This is a genomic window from Halotia branconii CENA392, assembly GCF_029953635.1.
GTDB classification, from domain to species: domain Bacteria; phylum Cyanobacteriota; class Cyanobacteriia; order Cyanobacteriales; family Nostocaceae; genus Halotia; species Halotia branconii.
In genome coordinates this window covers 6458976-6480617 of record NZ_CP124543.1, presented here as the reverse complement: position 1 = coordinate 6480617, position 21642 = coordinate 6458976, and the positions used below count along the sequence as shown (strand labels likewise).

Genomic DNA, 21642 nt, shown 5'->3' with positions numbered 1-21642 from the left:
ATGGTAAAAAAGTATAACAGACACCTCAGATCATCTAAAATTTGAACTTACACTGTTTTTGCTCTAACCAAAGATGGAGCAGACTTATGCAAGTTGAAGTCAAGCTATTTACAGTTAACAAACGATTTCCTTTGACCATTAGTCGCGGTACAACGGCGCAGACAACGAATGTATGGGTGAGAATTTTGCAGGATGGTCTCGAAGGCTGGGGTGAAGCGTCGCCATTTGGGGTTGGCAATCATTCGCAATCCACTGATACAATCAAAAACTGCTTAGAGCAACTCGCGCCAGTCTTGCAAGCATTCAGTCCTTTGCAACGCCAGCAAGTTGAGCAAGTTTTAATCAAACAGCAGGTTCCATCTTCTGTGAGAGCAGCATTGGATATAGCAATGCATGACTGGCTAGGTAAACGTGTAGGCTTACCTCTGTGGCAAATTTTGGGACTTGATCGCCATCTCATAGTACCAACTTCTGTCACAATTGGGATTAATTCACCAGCAGGAGCCAGAGCAAGGGCGCGGGACTGGTTGCAATTTATTGATGTGCGTCTGTTTAAGGTCAAATTAGGCAGTCCAGAAGGCATAGATGCCGACCGCCAAATGCTATTAGCAGTACAAGAGGAAGCCAAAAACCAAGAATGTTTCGTGGATGCAAATGGGGGTTGGAGTTTGGCAGATGCGATTGAGATGTGTAATTGGCTCGTCGATTTAGGGATAAAGTATGTAGAACAGCCATTACCAAGGGGGCAAGAACAGAGTTTAGCAAAACTCAAAGAAGAATCTCCCCTACCGATATTTGTTGATGAAAGTTGCTTTACTAGCGCTGATATTCCCGATCTGGCAAACTATGTAGATGGCATCAATATCAAACTGATGAAATCGGGAGGACTAACCGAGGCCATGCGGATGGTACACACAGCAAGAGCCTACGGTTTACAAGTGATGTTCGGCTGTTATTCTGACAGCACCTTAGCGAATACAGCAGCGGCACAACTAGCGCCACTAGCTGATTATTTAGATTTAGATAGTCACCTTAACTTAATCGATGACCCCTTTACGGGTGCATTGATTCAAGAAGGAAAAGTTTTACCAAACGATTTACCAGGTTTGGGGGTACAACACAGTGCGTCTGCCGCTTAATCAACGAATAGCAATTTTGCTGCATGAAGGAGTTACTGGGCTTCATGGCAAAACAGGGCTGTCAATTTTACGTTATAGTGAAGCGCCAATCGTGGCCGTAATTGATCGCGAATCTGCGGGCAAATCTTTACCGAAATTAACAGGTATCAAGCGTGATGTGCCAATTGTGGCATCTGTAGTAGAGTCCCTAAATTACAAACCAGAAGTCTTAGTAATTGGCATTGCCCCAAGTGGTGGTGCTGTCCCTGATGAGTACTGGCTAGAAATTAAAAATGCTCTAGAAGCTGGTATGTCTTTGGTAAACGGTTTACATATACCAATGGCAAACATACCGGAATTAAATGCACTGTTAAAATCTGGGCAATTAATTTGGGATGTACGCAAAGAACCTTCTAATATAAATGTTGCCAGTGGCATCGCCCGCACCTTGCCTTGTCGCCGAGTATTGACTGTAGGAACCGACATGGCCATTGGTAAAATGTCAACTAGTTTAGAGTTACATTGGGCTGCAAAATTGCGGGGCTGGCGTTCTAAATTTTTGGCGACAGGTCAAACTGGCGTGATGTTAGAAGGTGATGGTGTGGCATTGGATGCCGTGCGCGTTGACTTTGCCGCTGGTGCTGTAGAACAAATAGTGATGCGCTATGGCAAAAACTATGACATCTTGCACATTGAAGGACAAGGTTCACTATTACATCCGGGTTCCACAGCAACTTTACCCCTCATCCGTGGTTCTCAACCAACCCAACTAGTGTTAGCACATCGGGCGGGACAAACTCACAATCGCAATCATCCCCATGTACCAATACCAACTTTACCAAAAGTAATTCAGCTTTATGAGACTGTTGCTAGTGCAGGTGGAGCCTTTGGAATTGTGCCTGTGGTAGGTATAGCTCTAAATACTGCTCATTTAGATGAGTTTACAGCTCAAGAAGCGATCGCCAAAACAACCGCAGAAACCGGACTACCCTGTACTGACCCGGTACGCTTTGATGCTGGTGTGCTGTTAGATGCGGTGATGAAGAATTAGGTTTGACTCTCCCGTTGCTTATAAGGCAAAGGGAGTGTCAATTATTACCTACCACTACCGCGATCATAATGTTTCGACCCTACTTGATTAAAACAGTATTTGCAGATGCGATCGCTTGGGGTTGAAATAGTTATATTTTTGTATAAATAAAAAACTTGGTTATTCATTACTAAATTTAAAAGTCTTAAATTTTAGGTTTACTAGCTGAAATAGTAAAGTTGGAAATGGAACTTACCAAAGCCAGATGTTCTTGAGAACTAAGATAGTGATTTTCGTATGATGTATCCAAAAACCGCGTCAGCGACAAACTTGTAGATTCCAGTTGCGCTCTTGTTTTGGCTGCCCTAATAGCGTCACATATTTGAGGATAAACATGGTAATTACTGATGCCTATTTGCTCATCTAGCATCCAACACTTAAATACGTAACCCTGAGACAAAGGTATTAATTCAATCAGCCAACCATGATATAAATATTTCCATTTCATCCCCAATTACCCTCTTAGTTCCTTGATTTAAATATTTGCCTTTCCTCACACATCTGACCAAGAGGATATAACCTACACATGCAATCACTGTGCAGAAATTGTGTAGAAATTGTGCAGATACAACAACTTGAATAAATTTCTGTATCAGAAATAGCAGACTATTTGAGGCGATAACCTAGTCCATGAACTGTTTCAATAAAATTTTCCGGCGCATCTAAAGCCCTCAGCTTTTGCCGAAGACATCTAATGTGAGACCTCACAGTTTCTTCTACTGGAGAATCGTCTACTGACCAAACTTGCTCAATAATACTAGAACGGCTTAATACCCTTCTGCCATTGGCAACCAGCAGTTCTAAAATGGCATATTCTTTGGGAGTTAATGACAGAGGGAAATCGTTGTAAGTAGCTTCATAAGTACTAGGATTTAAGTGTAACTTTCCCCAAGATAAACTCACTGTAGTTGCCGAACTACCACGCCTGAGTAAAGCACGTATCCGAGCCATTAACTCTTCTAAGTCAAATGGCTTAGACACATAATCATCTGCTCCTGCATCCAACCCAGAAATTTTATCAGCTACAGTATCACGAGCTGTTAACATCAGCACTGGTGCGCCACAGTTGCGATGTGCTGGATTACTAGCTCCAGTAGTACGTAAGCGTTGACAAAACCTGATACCATCTAGTTTTGGTAATGTCACATCTAGCACTACCAAATCATATTTCATTGACTCTGCTGAGTTCCAGGCTGCTTCTCCATCTTTAGCAACATCTACTACATACTGCCTTCTGCTTAAAGCTTCTGTTAATACCTCTGCCAATTGAGTGTCATCTTCAACTACCAAAATTCGCATAATTTATCCATATTTTCAACAGGAAACAAGTACAAAGACATGACTTTAACTTTATCATGTCAACCTTTCTATTATCCTGCCCAGTTTTTTACTTTTTTATAGAATAAGTAAGCATAAAATAAATTATTTTTACACTAAATTTATGATTCAGCAATTGATAAAATGGTCTTTTCCTAGAAAATGGATTGTAATCGGATTTAGTTTAACTCTATTATTTATGGGATTAGTTACCTTTACTTCATTTAAAAATACAAGTGAAATTCAAAAGAGTGCTAATCAAGTCCAGTACACTTATCAAACTCTCAATACTTTAACGAATTTTTATGCGGCAATGACAGTTGCAGAATCAGCACGACGAGGGTATATCTTTTTAGGCAATAAACAAGATCTCAAGCGTTATCAAAATGAAATCATCAATATGCAATCTGAATTAAAGCTGTTAAAAAATCAGATACATCCTAGTTTGACTCAGGAACAGCGATTCACACAATTGGATACATTAGTTAATCAGAGGCTAGCTCTTTTGGAGCAATCAATACAACTTTATCAAAAAGATCAAACACAATTACAACTGCAAAACAATATTACAGATCGCAGTGTTAAAGTTCGGGAAAATATTTTGCCTGTGATGGCAGATATTAAAGTTGAAGAACAAAGTTATTTACAAAGTTCTCTACAGCAATCTAAATATAGTATTTATTTAAGAATTTTAATAGAAATATTGGGAACAATTTTAAGTCTTTTTGTAATTTCTAGTTTATGTGTAATACTTGAGCGTCAGTGGATACAACGTGAAAAAATTGAAATTTTAGAGTTTTCTCTTGCTCAAGAAAAAGAATTAGGTGAACTGAAGTTGCGTCTATTTTCTATGATTTCTCATGAATTTCGTACACCTTTAAGTGTGATTTTGCTTTCATCACAATTATTACGAGAGATTCTGCAAGAATTAGTGGATGAAACACAACTAAAAAATCTTTCTCGGATTCAATCTTCAGCTAAGTTAATGAATCATCTATTAACAGATATATTAACTTTAACTAGAGCAGAAGCAGATCAGTTAGATTATAAACCCCAAACTATAAATGTAGAAAACTTTTGTTTAAATTTGATAGAAGAAGTGCAATTATTTGACACAAATCAACATTTGATCAAATTTATGAGTGATGGGCAATATTTTCGTGCAAATTTAGATGACAAACTTTTATATTGTATACTAAGCAACTTGCTATTAAATGCCATTAAATACTCATTTGATGGCGGAAAAATCTACTTAACTTTGAGCTTTGAACAAAAAGCGATAATTTTCCAGGTGATAGATGAAGGAATAGGTATTCCGCTAGGAGAACAAGAAAAAATATATGAGCCTTTTTATCGGAGTCAAAATGTTGAAAATATCGTTGGGACTGGACTGGGATTGACAGTTGTCAAAAAATGTGTAGAACGTCATCAAGGAGAAATTGCTGTAAATAGTGAAGCAGGAGTTGGAACCACATTTACTGTCAAAATTCCTCAAAAAATATAGCGACTGTTTAAAGTTTTTTGTCTCCCCTTTAAGTTTCGTAAGAAGTTTATCAAACTACCCTAGGCGGATAGGGGCGATCGCTCCTACATTTAAGAAAAGAGCCTTTTGTATAGGTATATTTCAGCATGAAACGAACCAAGAAGTCTCTGCTGCTAGCCTTGAGTTGGTTATTGCTTTCAGTTGGTACAACGATTTTAATTATCTTGACACAACCGATCGCACCCGTTCCAGCACAAGAACCTGCCTCTAGCACTATTGAAACTCCAAGCACACCCAATCTGGAAACCCCAGCAGAAAAGCTACAAGATGCGCTGCAACGTTCATCCACCCCAGAAGCCACAACAGATCCCAACCAACCTACGCCTACCCCAGAAGCAACGGTAACTCCCAGTCCCGAAGCCACAACAGATCCCAACCAACCTACACCTACTCCCGAAGCCACTGATTCTGAAAAATCAGATTCGGCACAAGAACCTACACTTACTCCTGAAGAAATCACCCGTCAGCTAAAACTGATAGAAGCAGATAAGCTTTATTTAGCAGGACAAATTGCAGAAGCAGAAAAACTATATCGAGAAGCCAAAAGACCCTTTACAAAAATAATTCCGCCTCCAGCGCGCAAAGCAGCAATACTTGATCCAGCACAACTATCCCCAGCAGGTAAAGTTTATTGGCGGGAAGCAGAAGCGGGAATTGCGACTAAACTGCAAACTCGAACTTTAGTACCATTACAATTATTAGTTGACCAATATCCAGAATTTATTCCTGGTAATATTCGCTATGCGGAAGTACTCAAACAATATAATCGCCCCAAGGAAGCATTAGAAGTATTAGAACGGGCAACTTCTCTATATCCTAATCAGCCAGAATTGATTAAAGCTAGAGTCACAGCTTTAGCTGAGGCGAAAAAATGGATGGAAGCTTCTTTAGCGGCGCGTCAGTTTGCTATTCTCAATCCTAAAGACCCACAAGCACCTGAGTTTACAAATTTAGCCCAAACAAATCTCAAACGCTACAAATCCCACGTCCGAGAAGAAATTAGAGGTAATGCTCTCGCTAACATTATCACAGGTGCATTAGGTTATGCCGTGACTGGCAGCCTTTTGGGGCCGTTTTCTGCCCTTGACTCTACTATTTTGCTGCTACAAGGTGAAGAATCTGTCGGTGAGTCGGTAGCAAAGCAAGCAAAAAAACAGTTAGAAGTAATTATAGACGACCAAATTGTCGGATACGTCAATGAAATCGGGCAAAAATTGGCGAAAGTAGCAGGACGGGATGAATTTAAATACGAATTTTTCGTGATTCCAGAAGAAGATCTTAACGCCTTTGCTTTGCCTGGAGGTAAAGTCTTTATTAATGCAGGTGCGATCGCTAAAGCTAATTCAGAAGCAGAATTAGCTGGGTTAATTGGTCATGAATTATCTCATGTGGTTTTATCCCACGGTTTTCAATTAGTTACTCAAGGGAACCTCATCTCTAACGTTACCCAGTATCTCCCCCTAGGTGGTACTGTTGGTCAACTTTTCGGATTAAGTTACAGCCGTGATATGGAACGTCAAGCAGATACCCTCGGCACTCGCTTAATTGTTGCTAGTGGCTATGCTGCTGATGGCTTGCGTAACTTAATGGTGACACTAGAAAAACAAAAAAAATATTCTCCTCCTACTTGGTTGTCTTCTCACCCAGGCGGTAATGAACGAGTTAGTTATATAGAAAATCTCATTACTCGTGGTGGCTACAACCGCTACGCTTATGAAGGAGTAGCCCATCATGCAGAGATTAAAGCTAGAGTAAAACAGCTACTCAAAGAAAAGAAAGAACGAGAGGAAAAAAAGCAGGATTCTTGATGAATCAAAACCTAAAATAATTCGTCAATGAAAGTATCAATTCCCTACCGCATTTCCGCTGGAGAAAATTTATGTCATCACAACTGCTGAAGTTTGTGTCCTTAAGCTGTCTTGGTTTATCCCTATCTTTGGGTAACTCTGTAGCTTTTGCCCAATATGACTCTAGTAGCGATGGTGTTGTTGTACCAACTGTACCATCAGGTTCATCAACAGGCACATCAATACCCATAGATACTTCCACAAACCCATCCACTTCACCCAACGTTAACAGCGGTACTCGGTTTTTCTGTCAATCTTACAACGGTCAATATACCGTCATGTATCAGCCCCAAAGTCAACCAGGACAATACTTTCCTTGGGCGACTCCTGCGGCTTTAGGTGGTGGCTGGGACCCACTAAAACGCTGTGAAACAATTGCTAGTCGTTTAGAATCATATCGCCCAGATGGCTTACAAGAACTTCAAACAGGCGTATTGAATAACGAGAATGTTGTCTGCGTCACAACTGAGGCTGATCCTTCCTGTCGGCTTGTCTTGACAGTACCCCGTGGTAAGGACGCTTATGTTGTACGTAATAGCGTTTTCCAAAACTTAGTTTCTGCTGATAACGGACAACAGACCATAGCCGTTAATACTTATAGAAATGGTGGTAAGGGAGGAGTAGACGAATTATACAACTTAGGTCGCACACTTTTGGGTAGTGGCAATAATCGCGCTACATCATCTAGAAGTGGGATTAATCTTAAACCTTACCTCGATCCTCAAGATGGCGGTAGCTTGCGAAAGAAAGTTCCTAATAGAGTTCCTACCCGCCTTAACCCTGGTAACTTCCGCTAAATTCTCAGTTATTTCCACAGATGTAAGCGATTTCGCCAAATTTAGCAGATATAACTCTTTTAAATACAAATTTACTTTAGGGTGGGCAAATGTCCCACCCTATTTAATTGGACGAACTCTACTGACAGAAATTGTAGTATCGAGTGCGATCGCAGACTAAATTGAGTCGTCTTCATCAACAAGCTGTAAAACACTTTTGTACAAAGGTTCAGCAACCCAGAATCCTGCTTTGTTAATCAGATCATCTAACAACTTACAATGATCACAGTCTACCCATTTGGCGCAAGTTATTGATGTCTTGTTCAAAATCCTCTATTCCATAATGCATGGGGATTTGACGACTTGCAAGTAGATGCTGAAATGCTATCCGATTCATATCGGCAAACCGACTTGCTTGACCAAGAGTTAACTTTTCTTTTTCAAAGAGCATCACCGCAATTTCCCGCTTCATTTCATCTTCGGTCATGCGAGTTGTGGTTAATATTTCATGAGGAATGACGACGCTCATAGTTACAATCGTTTCTATCACTATTATTCTAAATGGTTTACGTCTAGCAAAGTTCACCAGGGAGTCGCCTATTTTAGTGTCGAGCGCGATCGCCTCTAATATTTGATATAAGTTTACAGTGTGAGTAATCTCAGCTACTCATAACTACTTTATTGGAAACTCTGAATAAAATTAGGATAAACTCAATAATAATAGAGTTTTTCAGTCAGCTTAGGGCTTTTGTATCTCCCATTGCTATACAACGCTTTTTTTAAGAACTGTTACTACTGACTTTGTCAGGTTAATTGCGACCTTGACTAATTGATAAGGTTAAGAGAGACTAACTAATGACAGATGTGAGTACTTAAAAAAATAATAAGTTTTGTAAAGTTTCTGAGATATATATTTCGAGAGATGGAACATTAATTAACAAATGCCAAGTTAGCATCTAAGTAAAAATGTTCCAAAGGCTATATTTTTAGCTTGCTGCTAAGGCAGTACAATTCAAGCGTACTATCGTGGTTGGCCAACAACATGGAGACATTAGAGTTCATAATTTATCCAGACGGTCGGGTACAAGAGAAAGTCACCGGCATTATAGGTGCTTCTTGCGCTGAGGTTACAGCAGCAATAGAAGCACAGCTAGGGCAAGTACTCACTCATGAGCCAACCTCAGAATTTTTTACCGTTCAGGTACAGCAATCCAGTGTGGCAAATACGCAAGCCACTTACAGTGATTGGTAAGTTTTTCAATAGTTTAGTGTCATTAATTCACAACCACCATGTCACATTTTAGCCAAATTAAGACTCAAATCCGTAACCTTGATTCTTTGAAAGATGCACTGACTGAATTGGGCATCGACTGGAAACCTGGGCCGCGTGAAGTACGTGGCTATCGGGGTCAAACCCATCCTGCCGAAGTGACCATTGAGCAGGAAAACGGCTACGACATCGGCTTTAGATGGAATGGCAAAGAATACGAACTGGTGGCTGATTTGCAATACTGGCAACAAAATCTGTCTGTAGATGGATTTTTACGCCAAGTAACACAGCGCTACGCTTACGAAGCAGTTGTGAAAGAAACCACTCATGTTGGTTTTCAAGTCACTGAACAACAAAAAAATGCAGATGGTTCGATTCGTTTGGTAGTACAACGCTGGAGTGCGTAATGGCTGATTTTATGCCGTCGCCGGAAGAACAAGAAGATAACCGTTCCGGTTTAGAGCCAGAATTAGGTGGTCGTTTGCGGGATGACCCAGAACGTTCTGGTTTAGAACCGGAATTGGGCGGTATGCTACGTCAAAAAGGTGTTTATGTAGATGAAATCACCTGTATTGGTTGTAAGCACTGCGCCCATGTTGCGCGTAACACTTTCTACATTGAAGCAGATTATGGGCGATCGCGCGTGGTTCGCCAAGATGGGGACGCAGAGGAAGTAATCCAAGAAGCAATAGACACTTGTCCCGTTGATTGCATTCATTGGGTTGATTACACGGAACTGAAAAAATTAGAAGAAGAGCGCAAATATCAGGTAATTCCTGTTGTAGGTTATCCGGTAGAACAAGCAGTTTCTACTGCCGAAAAGCGGCGTAAAAAGCAAAAGTTAAAAACCAAAAAATCCCGTTATTAAATAACAAAATTAAATAATTTAGTAAAATCAAGGGCTTGTTTTATCAGTCCTTGATTTTTATTATTGGGCTATTAGCTAATTTACTTTGTTGTAACAGATGGCAGCTTTTGTCACACAAAGAGGTGGCACTAGTTTTCGTCATGCCAATTTAACAGATGCGAATTTTCAAAAAGCCGAACTTAAAAGCACAGATTTGAGACAAGCTAACTTGACGCATACCTGTTGTTTCAAGCTCAAAAACTGAATCTGGCTCTGGTTGAGACAACTTATTTAGAAAAATTAGTAGTTCAAGAGTTGGTAACTACAAGGCTAGTGGTCTGTCAACCCAAAAATGACAGGTGGAGGCAGGCAGGGGAAGCAGGGGGAGCAGGGGGAGTAAAGAAGCAACTAATAATAATCCCGCCCAGCTTATTACTATGCAAAGTTCCCTTGGCGCAATACTAGAACAAGACAGAAACTTTGATGGTTTATCGCTACGAGGTCTAAATTTGTGTAATGCAAACCTAACAGATGCTAGCTTCATCGGCGCAGATTTGAGCGGAGCCAACTTACAAGACGCAGACTTATCCAGAGCCGCCCAACGCGCTGGCTTACCATATAAACCTATCCTGACCTGTTTCTGATTTTGTAGCAACCACACCAACATCTTCAAGGTGATTAACTGTGCTTTATTTAGGTATTTTTCTAAGAAGTTTTGATAGAATGATGCCAGCATTATTTCGACGGTCTTAGTCAAATTACGAGACCGTTATTTTTGACCACAAAACCGCTCTCCACAGAAAATTCTACTACCCTCATCCAGTTAATTCTCAATAAGCACCCAGTTTTTTCCAGGGGTCTGTACATCCAAAACCTTTATCTGGCTGGGTTTAGAGGCTATTGTCGCCCCTTTAAATCTTGTACTATTATTTGTGATGCTGATGGTGTCATGAATAAAAAATACCATCAATCTCTTCATTTACCTGCGGAATGTAAGTTAAAACTAAATGGGCAGAGTAATAATAAACTTTGTTCCCTGACTAGAGGTTGACAAGCAGTTGATTAGTCCATTGTGTTTATCGACAATAATTTGATAGCTAATAGCTAATCCTAAACCAGTTCCTTTACCCACAGGCTTAGTTGTAAAAGATGGCTCAAAGATTTTCGTTTGCACTTCAGGAGGCATACCAAGAGCATTATCTTCAATACAAATTGAAACAGTTTGTTGCTGACGATCGCATGATGTAGTAATAGTGATAGTGTTTTGGCAATCACCTTTTTCTTGATCTAAAGAATTTTGATGCAAGTCATCAAATGCATCGATAGCATTGGCAATAATATTCATAAATACCTGGTTGAGTTGGCCAGGATAGCAAGTAATTGGCGGTAGCTCACTGTATTGTGTGATGACTTCAATTTTTGGGCGATCGCCTTGGTCTTTGAGTCGATGTTTTAATAACATTAAGGTACTATTGATGCCTTCATGAATTTGAAACTCCACCTTAGATGAAATATCAGATCTAGCAAAAGTTCTCAAAGAAAGACTGATATCCTTGAGGCGACCAATTCCCTGCTGCATTGATAAAAGAAGTTTTGGTAAATCCTCAGCCAGATAATCTAAGTCAATTTCTTCAACAAGTTCTGCAATTTCTGGATCTGGATCTGGTAATTTTTGCTGTTGCAAATTTATTAAACGCAAGAGATCGTTTACATATTCCTGAATATGAGAGCAATTGCCACTAATAAAACCGATTGGGTTATTAATCTCATGACCAATACCTGCAACAAGTTGTCCAAGGGTGGACATTTTCTCACTTTGGATTAGTTGTAATTGGGTTTGTTGTAACTTTTGCAGAGATTGGCTTAATTCTGCGGTACGTTCTTGTACTCTTTGTTCTAGGGTACGGGTGAGATGAGAAATTTTTAGGTGTAACTTTAATCGAGCAATAACTTCTTCTTGTTGGAAGGGTTTGGTAATGTAGTCAACTGCACCAATTTCCAGTCCTTTGACTTTTTCTGTGGCATCAGATAAAGCAGTCATAAAAATAATTGGGATATTCTGAGTGATGGCATTGGCTTTTAATCGGCGGCAAGTTTCAAATCCATCCAGACCGGGCATCATCACATCAAGGAGAATCAGATCGGGATGGGCGTATTCTATTTGTTCGATCGCGGATTCTCCATCCGTTGCCATAAGTGCTTTCCAGCCACATCCTTGAATCGCTTCAGATAGCACCTTCAGATTATTTGGATTATCGTCTACCAATAAAATATGCATTGTCTGTAAAACAGATTCGGTCATCATGAATGTGACTCCGTTTTTATAAATGATTTGAGAAATTTACGAATTTTGGCAGTTTGGAAGTTAACAGTGAGTTTGCTTAACTCAGTTGCGAAAAAAGTTAACTGAGTGTCTTGCTTAATTAGCTCTTTGAGCATTCCATCTATCGCCGGAATATCTCCCATCATTGCTAGATGATAGAGTTGTTGTAAAATTTCCGGAGATGGCAAAATTAATTCATTACGAGCTACTCGCTCATTCTTGGCTGATAATTGCTGAGGTTGAGAAGGAGTATATATCCAGTCAACTTTTAGCACTGCTCGCAGTGCATTGAATAGTTCATCAATTTGGAAAGGTTTAGCTAAGAATGCTGTTGCTCCTGCTTGCAAACTCCGTTGCCGATTTTCTTCAAATACGCTGGCACTAGAGACAATAATCGGAATAGCACGAGTTTGGGAATTTTCTTGTAAGTGAACCATTAACTCAAAACCATCCATATTAGGCATAGCTAAATCAACTAAAATCACATTCGGTTGATGTTCAGTTGCCATCTGTAGCCCATGTTTGCCGTCGCTTGCTTCCAAAGTTTGACAGCCAATTTCTTGTAGCAGACTGGTTAACACGGAACGATGATTGCGATCGTCATCGACAATCAGAATTTGAGGCGCATTACCGCGAATGGCAGCAACTTTTTGATGGGTTGAGGCAATGGTTTCTATATGCCAGTCATGGGATACTGGTACTGGTACGGTTAAGTCTAGCCAAAATAGACTTCCTTCACCTAAGCAGCTCTGCACCTGAATTTGGCTGCTCATCAATGTGGCAATTCTTTGACTGATTGCTAGTCCCAAGCCAGTACCTTCAGATTTTCGTCCGGCCTCACCTACTTGTTCAAAGGCTAAAAAGATTTTCTCTAATTGGTCTGGTGACATCCCAATACCTGTATCTTCTATCTGAAAGCGAATCTTAGCGATTGAGGACTGTTTATTATCTTCAGTTTCTAGTACATCTACTTTGAAAGTCACGCTACCGTTATCTGTAAATTTGATAGCGTTGCCTAATAAGTTGATCAACACTTGCCGTAAACGCTTTTCATCTACCTGAATCGCAACTGGTAAGCGATCATCTATTAACACGTTAAATCCAACGTTTTTCTGTTCGGCTCGAATACTGCAAATCTCGGTGACACCATGCAAAAAAGCGGACAGATTTACATTAGTAGCTATCAATTCTAATTTACGCGCTTCAATTTTTGAAAGATCGAGAATATCATTAATCAGCATTAACAGATGTGTCCCACATTGGTAGATAATGCGGACTCCTTCACGGTTTTTGTCTGTCAGGTTTGACGATGCTTCCAACACCTGAGCAAAACCAAGGATGCCATTGAGCGGCGTGCGTAATTCGTGGCTCATGTTGGCGAGAAACTCGCTCTTGGCTTCGTTGGCAGCATCAGCAGCTTGCTTGGCCTCCAACAGTTCATGAGTTCGCTCTTCAACTTTGAATTCTAGGGTTTTGGAATAATCTAAGAGTTGACCATTAGCGATTTCTAGTTGCTGATTTGTTTGTTCTAACTTCCTCTGTTTATAGGCATTGGTTGTGGCAATGACGCTGCTGATAAATGCAGCTAAGGAAGGTGTCACCGGAATCAAAACGCCATATAAAAACATCCCGTAGCCACCAACCATAAATGCGCCACTGATGCCGACAGTTGCCCAAAGAATTTTGCCGCCTGGTATCTGCCACTTACTACGCGCACTCGCTAACCACCAACTACCACCAGAACCGATAAAAGACCATAAAATAATCCACAGGGAGACAGCTATTCCAGAAACACCGTGCAGGTTTGCTTTCCCTGTTTTTGCTCCTTGCACTAGTTGATGGGCAATATTGGCATGGATAACAACACCAGGGGTAGGTTTTTGGGCAGAAATCAAGGAGGAACTGAAGGGTGTACTAAAGAAGTCATTGGTACTAGCGGCAGTAGAGCCAATAAACACCATGCGATCGCGCATCATGTCTGCGGGAATTTTGCCTGCTAATACATCTCGCATGGCAACTGTGCGAAACGCCATCTCTGAACCATACCAATTAAGCATGATTTGATAGCCGCCGATATCTGCATCGGTATAACCTGCTTCTCGATTTTGGAGTGGTAGATAAATTTGATTACCCAATTGAAACTTCTGTTGCTTTTCGTCAACTGATTCTAAGGTTATCTTGGTGGTTTCTAGGTACTTAAGCGCTACAAGAGTTGCCAATCCTGCTTTAATCTGGCCTTCGTCTTTGGCATCGACTGCTGTTAGTAAAGCGCGACGTACATGGCGATCGCCATCTAATACTAAATCTGCTAATCCTACGCGATCAAGTTTCTTTAGTTCTGGTGGCGGATTGACACGTTCCCCAGTAATTTTCTCAACGCCAATCAAATTGGCACTGTTGCGGAAGATTTTTATCAGTTGCTCATATCCTTGGCCTTCGGGTAAATCCCGATAAAGATCCAAACCAATAGCGCGGGGTTGTTGCGCTGTGATTTTTTCTAGTAATTGTGCTAGCGACCAGTCGGGAATCGGCCATTTCCCCACTGATTGGATATCATGTTCGTCAATTGTGACAATTACGATTTCGTCAGCGATGGTATTTTGGGAACGCTGTCGCATCCATTCATCACGAAGTTTCCATTCAGGCAAATTAAAAAGTCCCAATGACTGCCCGACAATAAATGTCAAAGCAACACTGGGAGTAATAATCAAAATACTGCGAGAGCGTTGGATGAAAGCTTGGAATTTACGCCACATAATTTCGTCAGAGGCTTAAATAATAGTAATTAGTATTCGTCAGCCATGACTCCACTAACACAGGACTTACGCAAAATTATGAAAAAACGTAGACGCGGAGCGGCTTGCCGCAGGCTACCGCAAAGAACACAAAGGACACAAACTAAAGAGGGTTAGAGAGAGTTTTTGCGTAAGTCCCATAACACTTATTTGAGATTGGGGATTGGGGATTGAAAATTATTTATTGTATTCTGTCCCCAGTCCCTAGTCCCTAATTAGATGCTACTAACGGGACTGTTGCAATATCCTTTAAGCCAACTGAGGAAAGAAGTTCTTCCCATTGCTTGACGATAGTTGCGTTGTTGGGTTGGGCAGTATGTAATGCAGCTAATGTTGCTACACAGTCATACCACACCCCGTTTTCACCAAAAGCTGCTGCTTGCTTGAGACTATCTTTCTGCTGTATGGCTGTTGCCAATTCGGCAGTAGGTTGGATGCGCTGAATCCAACCATCAACGTAGGGCGTACTTGGACTTAGCGTTCCGTCCACTTTCAATGCTAGGAACCACTGGTAGTTTTTACCAATGGCTAAAGCGGGTGCATCGGCTGGTAATTTAACCGCGATCGCTCCGGTTTTTCCCGCAACGGGAATGTTTGTTTGATAATGTGTATTGCCAGCTTCATCCTTGAGGCTGAACACGGCTTCGTCTGCATTAGAAGCAGGAAGGTATACCAAAATTGTCGGGCGCTCGGACACCGTTGTACCGTAGAAGCTTTGGGGTAGGAGTGCAATTAGCGCTGCTGGCCCTGCTGCTATAGTCGAAGGATTCAAGTAGTAAGTACCAACACGGGAAGCACCACCACTGGCTTGTCTCGGCGCACTGTTGCCTTTGGCTGGAGTAAAGAGGTTGCCACGAGAAGCACCACCACTGGCTTGCCTCGGCGCACTATTGCCTTTGGCTGGAGTAAAGAGGTTGCCACGAGAAGCACCACCACTGGCTTGCCTCGGCGCACTATTGCCTTTGGCTGGAGTAAAGAGATTGCCACGAGACGCTCCTCCAGTTGCTTGGCTAGGAGCGCCATTTTTGGCAGGTGGGGTAAATGTTACTGCATAGGCACTAGCCCATGTATTGCTGGCAATTAGAGCGATGACGCTCAATGCAGCAGTTAGATGTTGAAGTTTCATAATGTTTGACCTCATCTTATAAAACAGTGATAAAAAATACATAAATATCACTGTGCTAGAAAATCATGGAATACTTGTAAATGGCGTTCAAAGATGGGAAGGCTGATCTTATTTATATCCGAATCACGGCTGATATTCCATAAAACACTGGTTTTTTTTGTTGCATTTTTTTAAGAAACATTACTTAATTAAATCCAGTTGCCAACTAAAACAAAGGCAGACCAAAAGAACGGGTCGCGGAAATCAGTTTGGCGAATTAGGTTAATTTGTGCTTGTCGTAATGCTTCAGCTTTGGTAATTTTGGGTCGCCGTAATTGGTCATAAAAGCGAGTCATCAGCATTTGAGCTGCTTTATCTTTGACTGGCCAAAGTGTGGCGACGGTGGAACGCGCACCGGATTTGACAGCCAAGCCTGCTAATCCAAGAACAGCGCGATCGTCCCCAGTTGCGGTGTCGCAGGCACTTAGTACCAATAATTCGATCGCTTTTGATGAATTACCACTACGATTTTTCAGGAGTTCGGACAACTCCTTGACATTTACTTGTCCATCCCATGTCAGTAAAAAAGTATCTTCGAGACGAGAGCTAAACTGTCCGTGGGTTGCTAAATGAACAATATTGGCACTACCGGATTTGACCCGATCGGCTAATGCTTGACTGGTGAATTTTTGGTTGAGTAACATCGAAGATGACACTGTTTGGGAAATTTCTTTTACTTCTGATTCCACAGCAGGCAAAGCACTAAAGCCATTACGAGATTGGCTGATACCGCCGACGATCGCATCAATATGGTTTTGCGATCGCGCCGCCATCAATTGCAATCCTGGTGAGAGCGCCACCGCATACTTTTCAATCAGATATTGATTACCGTCGTACAAAGCTGCCATTGGCACGTTCCGTAACCGACCATCTAAAACAAATACCAATGTCTGAGTGTCTTGGAAAGCTTGGTCTGTTTCTGCTGGACGAATCAGCCAGTCATAAATCTGTCGGGACAAACGATCTCGAACTGTTGAGTCTGAGACTGGGTTGAGAGCAACTAAGAAATTATCTAAAGTTTGCTCAATTTCAGCTTGAGATTTTTGAGTGACATAGTAACGCAGGGGTTGTCCGGCTTTGGAGAGAATTACTCCTAAGCGATCGCTTAAGACAATGGGATAAATAACCGTAGCTGTGGGGTCAACTTGGTCAATCTGCTGGGCTTTATCTAAACAAGCTTCGCGGAAAAAGTTATCGAGTTCGGCAATTTGTAGTGATTCAATCAATTCCCGTGCTTGTGTTAATGCAGCTTGGGTTGGCTGCTTGTCCAGAAGTAAACTCACCAGTTCTCGATAGACAGGCTCCACACTTTCGCGGAAAGAAAATTGCACGTCAGGGTTGACACCAACCATATCCCCTCGCAGTGCCTTTAATGACTTAACTGCTTCGGTGTAGGCTGTAATCGCTTGTTGGCGATCGCCCTGTTGCTTATATAACTTTCCTAAGAGCCATGCCGATTGAGCAATGAGATCGTCAGCTTGGAGTTGACGGGCGATATTGAGCGATTTTTGAGCTAGTTCCTGTGCTTCAGACCACTGGTTTGTGCGACGGTAGAGTTGTGACCACTGATATAGTGCATAAGCTTGGGCAGTTCCATCCTGAATTTTTTCGGCAGACTTAACTGTGTCTGCCATCAGTTGTGCCAAATCCTTACTTGGTAAAACTCGATCTGGGTTTTCTAAGCGATTCAAAGTGGCGACAAAATTAATCGCTGCATCAAGGGAACTATGACTGGGTGATAATTCCGATAATTGCTGTTTTAACGGAGATGCCAGGGGAATGGCATATTCTAGTTTGTCGTAATCTACTAATAATTTGAAATGAGCTAAACGCGCTTGTAAAGCTTCATTTGGGTTTGTAGCGACTGTTTCGGCATCTTCAAAGTAATTTAATGCTGCTTCTGGATTGTGAAAGTCAGAGGCAACTTTCCCCAAACTGGAAAGAATCGAACTTAACTGAGTTTTAGCAGCAATTTTGTTAGCTGTGGCTAAACTTTGTTCTAAAACTTGCTGGCTTCGGGTATCGCCGATCGCGTGCAAAGCCAAACCTAGCGATCGCAAACCACTGACTTTGATTTCCGAATCCGGCATCTTTGCCAGCTTTTGTGTCAATGTCTCCAACTGCTGTTTCGAGCGACGGTAGAACCCCAAACTTTGTAAAGCTTGTGCTTGGTTGATTTGACTACCCAGGCTTCCTATTGTGTCGCCCGCTTGCTCATAATATTTTTGAGCTTGTTGCCAACTTTCTAAAGCGGTTTCAGCTTTGCCAGTGTGTAGTTGTAAATTCGCTTGAGTATTCAGTATTTGCGCCCAGAGGATAGCATCAACAGAAGGTTTACCCATCTGCAAAAGTTTTACACTTTGTTCGATAGATTGTCTAGCCGCGCCCCATTGATTGAGTTCTTGTTGTGCCAACGAGAGGTAACTTAAACTGAGGGCTTCGTTTGTGCGATCGCCTTGAGTTTGGTACTTTTGTACTGCCATTTGCCAAGCTATCACCGCTTCTGCGAAGCGTCCGGAATGATAGAGATTCCTTCCTTGTTCTAACCAGTTATTAGGCTGGGAGGATACTAGGGAAATTGATGGTTGTGCATTTGGGGTAGAGGCTGCCAGTAATTGCACAGATGCTTTTGCAGGAGTAATGGTAACTGCTAAACATAAGCTCAAAATACTTAAGCACAGATAAGCCCAACGATTTTGTTTAATTGAGAAAGCCATAAAATTTACTGATACTCTCCACAAGTGCTGAGTAAATCAATATACTTATATTGCCCAGCAATAGTTTTGAAATATCAGTTCGTACTTGCTTTTCGTTTTGTGTTTTTAGTATCTAGTCAATTAGGAACCGCAGCACAAGTTAATTGTGGTTGTATATGTGTGGGAGATTGTGCCGCAACTAATTCTACTTTTCCATGAGCATTACGTCGCCAAGAAGTAGCTTGGACAAGGGTTTGTGGCGATGCAGGTATTTGGGCTGTTACTTGTTGTGTTTTGCGGTATCCAGAGATATCGCGAACATCTGACCAAGTGCGATCGCTCCTCACTTCTTGTGTGGGATTTTGCGGCGCACCGCCCCTTCCTGTAGCGACAAAACTACTACCAGTATTTGCAGAACAGCCTGTAGCAATTTGCTGAGATGAATCTGTGACATTTGCAGGTAGTTCGACTAATCCAGAATTAGGATCGACACCAATAGTATTGACTTGAACAGTGCCACTTACTCCAAATTGAGAACTAGCGGTAATATCATTTTCAGGAGTGAGGCGATCGCGGAATTTCAGCCCAAATAAACCCTGAGTTTGAATATAAATATTACCACCAGCCCCTTGAATGGCATTGGCAGTAATATCGCTGTTTTCTAAACCAATAATAATTGGTGCATTGATGTTGATATTGCCGCCTGTAGCTGTACCTGTAGCATTGGTATTAATTTTACTGCCATAACGCATCAGTAGAACATCAGTATTGAGAGTAATATTACCGCGATCGCCTGCGGAAACTTCCGAAACCAGACTGCCTCCTTGCTCCAGCTTGATCTGGTTGGCATTCACGAACAAGTTTCCGGAATTGCCACCACCTGTATTACTGACGGAAATTTGACCATTATCAAGAACATTGAGCGATTAGCCACTAGATTAACTGAACCAGCATCAGAGGTGGTAGTAGAAGCTGCTGTGATGCTACTGGGTAGAATGCGACCATCAGCTAAGGGTTGAGACATACCCTCTACGGTAATATTGTTAACTTGCAAGTTGACATTACCTGCCGCACCATTGCCATCTGTGGAAGAGGTAATTTGTCCACCATTGAACACGCGCAGGTTGTCGGCTGTTAGATTAATATTGCCCCCCTTGCCTGTGGAATTTTCACCTACTGCTACGGTGATACCGCTAGAAGCTTGGCTAAAAAGATCAATCACGGGATCACTGACTTGCACATCGGTAGCTTGAATGGTGATATTCCCGGCTTGACCTCTACCTGCAAATGCAGCGATCGGATTACCTGCAATCTGACTAGAGATGGTTCCACCACCAGCAAGAGTGAGTTTACCTGTATTAATTGTAACATTACCCCCTTGACCATCAGCCAAGTTTTGAATTGAACTAATAATTGCGCTGTTAAAGTTAGCTGGAGTTGTGCCAAGAATATCCAGGCTCTTAGTCGCTGTCACAGAAATATCTCCAGCCTTGCCCATCGTATATGCAGGCGGCAAAAAGCCCAGCAAATCCGTGCTGAGGTGTCCTCCATTTAGCAGTCGTACCCGTTCAGCGTTTACCGTAATCGCACCACTTTCATTCTGTTGCCCTCCCATCACAACTGTTGTCACTAAACTTGCCACATTCACGCCTGTAAGTGGATTGATATATGGGGTATAACCACTTATTTCTACATCGGTGGCACGAATTAAAATGTCACCTGTTTTAGCATTGTTGATGGCAGCAAAGGTAAAAAAGTTAGTGCCATAGTTGACTGAGTTTACCCATCCTCCATTAGCAAGGCGTAATCGTGGAGTATCCACCGTGATATTTCCAGCCGTCGCACCACTGCCAGTCACACTCGTCATTAATCCCGGAGACATATAATTATCAAGATGAGATACACCCAGTAGATCCACAAATTCTGTAGTCTGAACTGTAATACCCTGCCCTTGTCCATTAGCACCAGTGGAAGATTCTATATTTGAGCCATCTTGCAAGGTTAACCCACGCCCCCGAATGTTGATTGCGCCTCCCGTTATACCACTGGTGTTGATATAGGATGACTGTTGCAGGGTAACGTTACCCCATGTTGGTGATGGAGATGAACTCGCCAATTGCCAGTTACCAGAGGTAAGTATATTCACCGTACCATTTTGCATTGCCCACAACTCTACATGACCATCCGGTACAAAGATATTGGCACTATTGATATCCACTTGTCCGCCAATCAGTGCCAAGGTTTGATTTGGTGCTGTTGACAATGTTGGCATCCGAAACAGGAAATTGTTGGCAGGCGCTCCTTGGACTTTGATCGCTCCTGCATTACTTCCCATCTGCAAACCCACAGGTACGCTCATCGTCAATAAAGGAGTTACATTGGCATTTACAGCACTAAATTCTGTGCCATCAGCAAACTTAATACTGTTGGCTGTTGTCCCGACAAATGAGCCACTAATATTCAAGCTGGCATTTTGTCCAAAGACAATTCCTGCGGGATTCATCAAAAATAAACTCACAGGATTATTACTATTGAGAGTTTGAATTAACCCATCAATACGAGAAATATTTCCACCAGTGACCCGACTAAATATAGTTGTAATATCAGGTGTGTTTTTCAAATCAAAAGTTGCCGAGCCACCTGTCGGTACAGAGAAATTACTGAAGCTGTGAAATAAATTATTACCTTGTTGTCTACCGTTAAGAATCGTAAAATTATTATTAATTGAGTTGACAGTGGTGTTGATAGTCCCATCTGATGTTACTTGGGGATAGGCTGGTAGTACCAAGGCGGAAGTTAAAAACCCAATGGTTAATGCTCCCAAATTGGCGATCGCTTTCATAATATTAATAATC

Annotated in this window: 17 protein-coding genes and 1 pseudogene; 10 read left to right on the top strand and 8 right to left on the bottom strand. The window is 41.7% G+C overall.

Translation table 11 applies throughout. The features are described 5' to 3' along the window. Positions 1-86 precede the first annotated feature (86 nt). Both QI031_RS28330 and QI031_RS28325 read left to right on the top strand, forming a co-directional pair. The gene (locus QI031_RS28330) at positions 87-1139 is read left to right on the top strand and encodes a dipeptide epimerase (protein WP_281482889.1); all 1053 of its coding nucleotides are present in this window, start codon (positions 87-89) and stop codon (positions 1137-1139) included. Further along, positions 1123-2169, top strand: a complete 1047-nt coding sequence (locus QI031_RS28325) for an N-acetyltransferase DgcN family protein (protein ID WP_281482888.1) — start codon at positions 1123-1125, stop codon at positions 2167-2169. Before QI031_RS28330 ends, QI031_RS28325 begins: the two co-directional genes overlap by 17 nt. A 184-nt stretch (positions 2170-2353) precedes the next feature. On the opposite strand, the gene QI031_RS28320 is transcribed toward QI031_RS28325, so the two are convergent. After that, positions 2354-2656: a hypothetical protein gene (locus QI031_RS28320; protein ID WP_281482887.1), complete on the bottom strand. Its 303-nt coding sequence runs from the start codon at positions 2654-2656 to the stop codon at positions 2354-2356. 158 nt (positions 2657-2814) lie between these two features. Then, a complete protein-coding gene (locus QI031_RS28315; protein WP_281482886.1) occupies positions 2815-3507 on the bottom strand; it encodes a response regulator transcription factor in 693 nt (230 codons plus the stop codon). A 142-nt stretch (positions 3508-3649) separates the two neighbouring features. Between QI031_RS28315 and QI031_RS28310 the strand changes: the two genes are divergently transcribed. The 3 genes from QI031_RS28310 (at position 3650) to QI031_RS28300 (ending at position 7712) form a co-directional block, all read left to right on the top strand. Continuing rightward, the gene (locus QI031_RS28310; protein ID WP_281482885.1) at positions 3650-5029 is read left to right on the top strand and encodes a sensor histidine kinase; all 1380 of its coding nucleotides are present in this window, start codon (positions 3650-3652) and stop codon (positions 5027-5029) included. Between the two features lie 125 nt (positions 5030-5154). Further along, positions 5155-6876 (top strand): M48 family metalloprotease, encoded by a 1722-nt coding sequence (locus QI031_RS28305; RefSeq protein ID WP_281482884.1) that lies wholly within the window; start codon positions 5155-5157, stop codon positions 6874-6876. 71 nt (positions 6877-6947) lie between these two features. Continuing rightward, positions 6948-7712 (top strand): COP23 domain-containing protein, encoded by a 765-nt coding sequence (locus QI031_RS28300; protein ID WP_281482883.1) that lies wholly within the window; start codon positions 6948-6950, stop codon positions 7710-7712. A gap of 262 nt (positions 7713-7974) precedes the next feature. Here the strand turns inward: QI031_RS28300 and QI031_RS28295 are convergent, their stop codons facing one another. Beyond that, on the bottom strand, positions 7975-8220 hold the full coding sequence (locus QI031_RS28295; RefSeq protein WP_281482882.1) for a UPF0175 family protein: 246 nt from the start codon (positions 8218-8220) through the stop codon (positions 7975-7977). 513 nt (positions 8221-8733) lie between these two features. Here QI031_RS28295 and QI031_RS28290 point away from each other — a divergent pair. The 5 genes from QI031_RS28290 (at position 8734) to QI031_RS28270 (ending at position 10452) form a co-directional block, all read left to right on the top strand. Further along, positions 8734-8943, top strand: coding sequence for a DUF2997 domain-containing protein (locus QI031_RS28290; protein ID WP_281482881.1), 210 nt, complete (start codon positions 8734-8736; stop codon positions 8941-8943). Between the two features lie 38 nt (positions 8944-8981). Beyond that, entirely contained in the window at positions 8982-9368 is a 387-nt protein-coding gene (locus QI031_RS28285) for a DUF1257 domain-containing protein (RefSeq protein WP_281482880.1), read from the top strand. After that, positions 9368-9829 (top strand): ferredoxin, encoded by a 462-nt coding sequence (locus QI031_RS28280; RefSeq protein WP_281482879.1) that lies wholly within the window; start codon positions 9368-9370, stop codon positions 9827-9829. Before QI031_RS28285 ends, QI031_RS28280 begins: the two co-directional genes overlap by 1 nt. A 97-nt stretch (positions 9830-9926) precedes the next feature. After that, positions 9927-10073, top strand: coding sequence for a pentapeptide repeat-containing protein (locus QI031_RS31835; protein ID WP_281482878.1), 147 nt, complete (start codon positions 9927-9929; stop codon positions 10071-10073). 172 nt (positions 10074-10245) lie between these two features. Beyond that, the gene (locus QI031_RS28270) at positions 10246-10452 is read left to right on the top strand and encodes a pentapeptide repeat-containing protein (RefSeq protein WP_281482877.1); all 207 of its coding nucleotides are present in this window, start codon (positions 10246-10248) and stop codon (positions 10450-10452) included. Between the two features lie 359 nt (positions 10453-10811). Here QI031_RS28270 and QI031_RS28265 read toward each other — a convergent pair whose 3' ends face one another. From QI031_RS28265 to QI031_RS28245, 5 genes and pseudogenes are all read right to left on the bottom strand, one after another. Beyond that, entirely contained in the window at positions 10812-12113 is a 1302-nt protein-coding gene (locus tag QI031_RS28265; protein ID WP_281482876.1) for a sensor histidine kinase, read from the bottom strand. Next, the gene (locus QI031_RS28260; protein WP_281482875.1) at positions 12110-14887 is read right to left on the bottom strand and encodes a CHASE2 domain-containing protein; all 2778 of its coding nucleotides are present in this window, start codon (positions 14885-14887) and stop codon (positions 12110-12112) included. The genes QI031_RS28265 and QI031_RS28260 overlap by 4 nt, the downstream gene beginning before the upstream one ends. A gap of 250 nt (positions 14888-15137) precedes the next feature. Then, on the bottom strand, positions 15138-16052 hold the full coding sequence (locus tag QI031_RS28255; RefSeq protein WP_281482874.1) for a DUF928 domain-containing protein: 915 nt from the start codon (positions 16050-16052) through the stop codon (positions 15138-15140). Between the two features lie 188 nt (positions 16053-16240). Next, positions 16241-18808: a CHAT domain-containing protein gene (locus QI031_RS28250; protein WP_281482873.1), complete on the bottom strand. Its 2568-nt coding sequence runs from the start codon at positions 18806-18808 to the stop codon at positions 16241-16243. Positions 18809-18924: 116 nt separating this feature from the next. Next, positions 18925-21629 (bottom strand): annotated as a pseudogene (locus QI031_RS28245) (two-partner secretion domain-containing protein). Positions 21630-21642 lie beyond the last annotated feature (13 nt).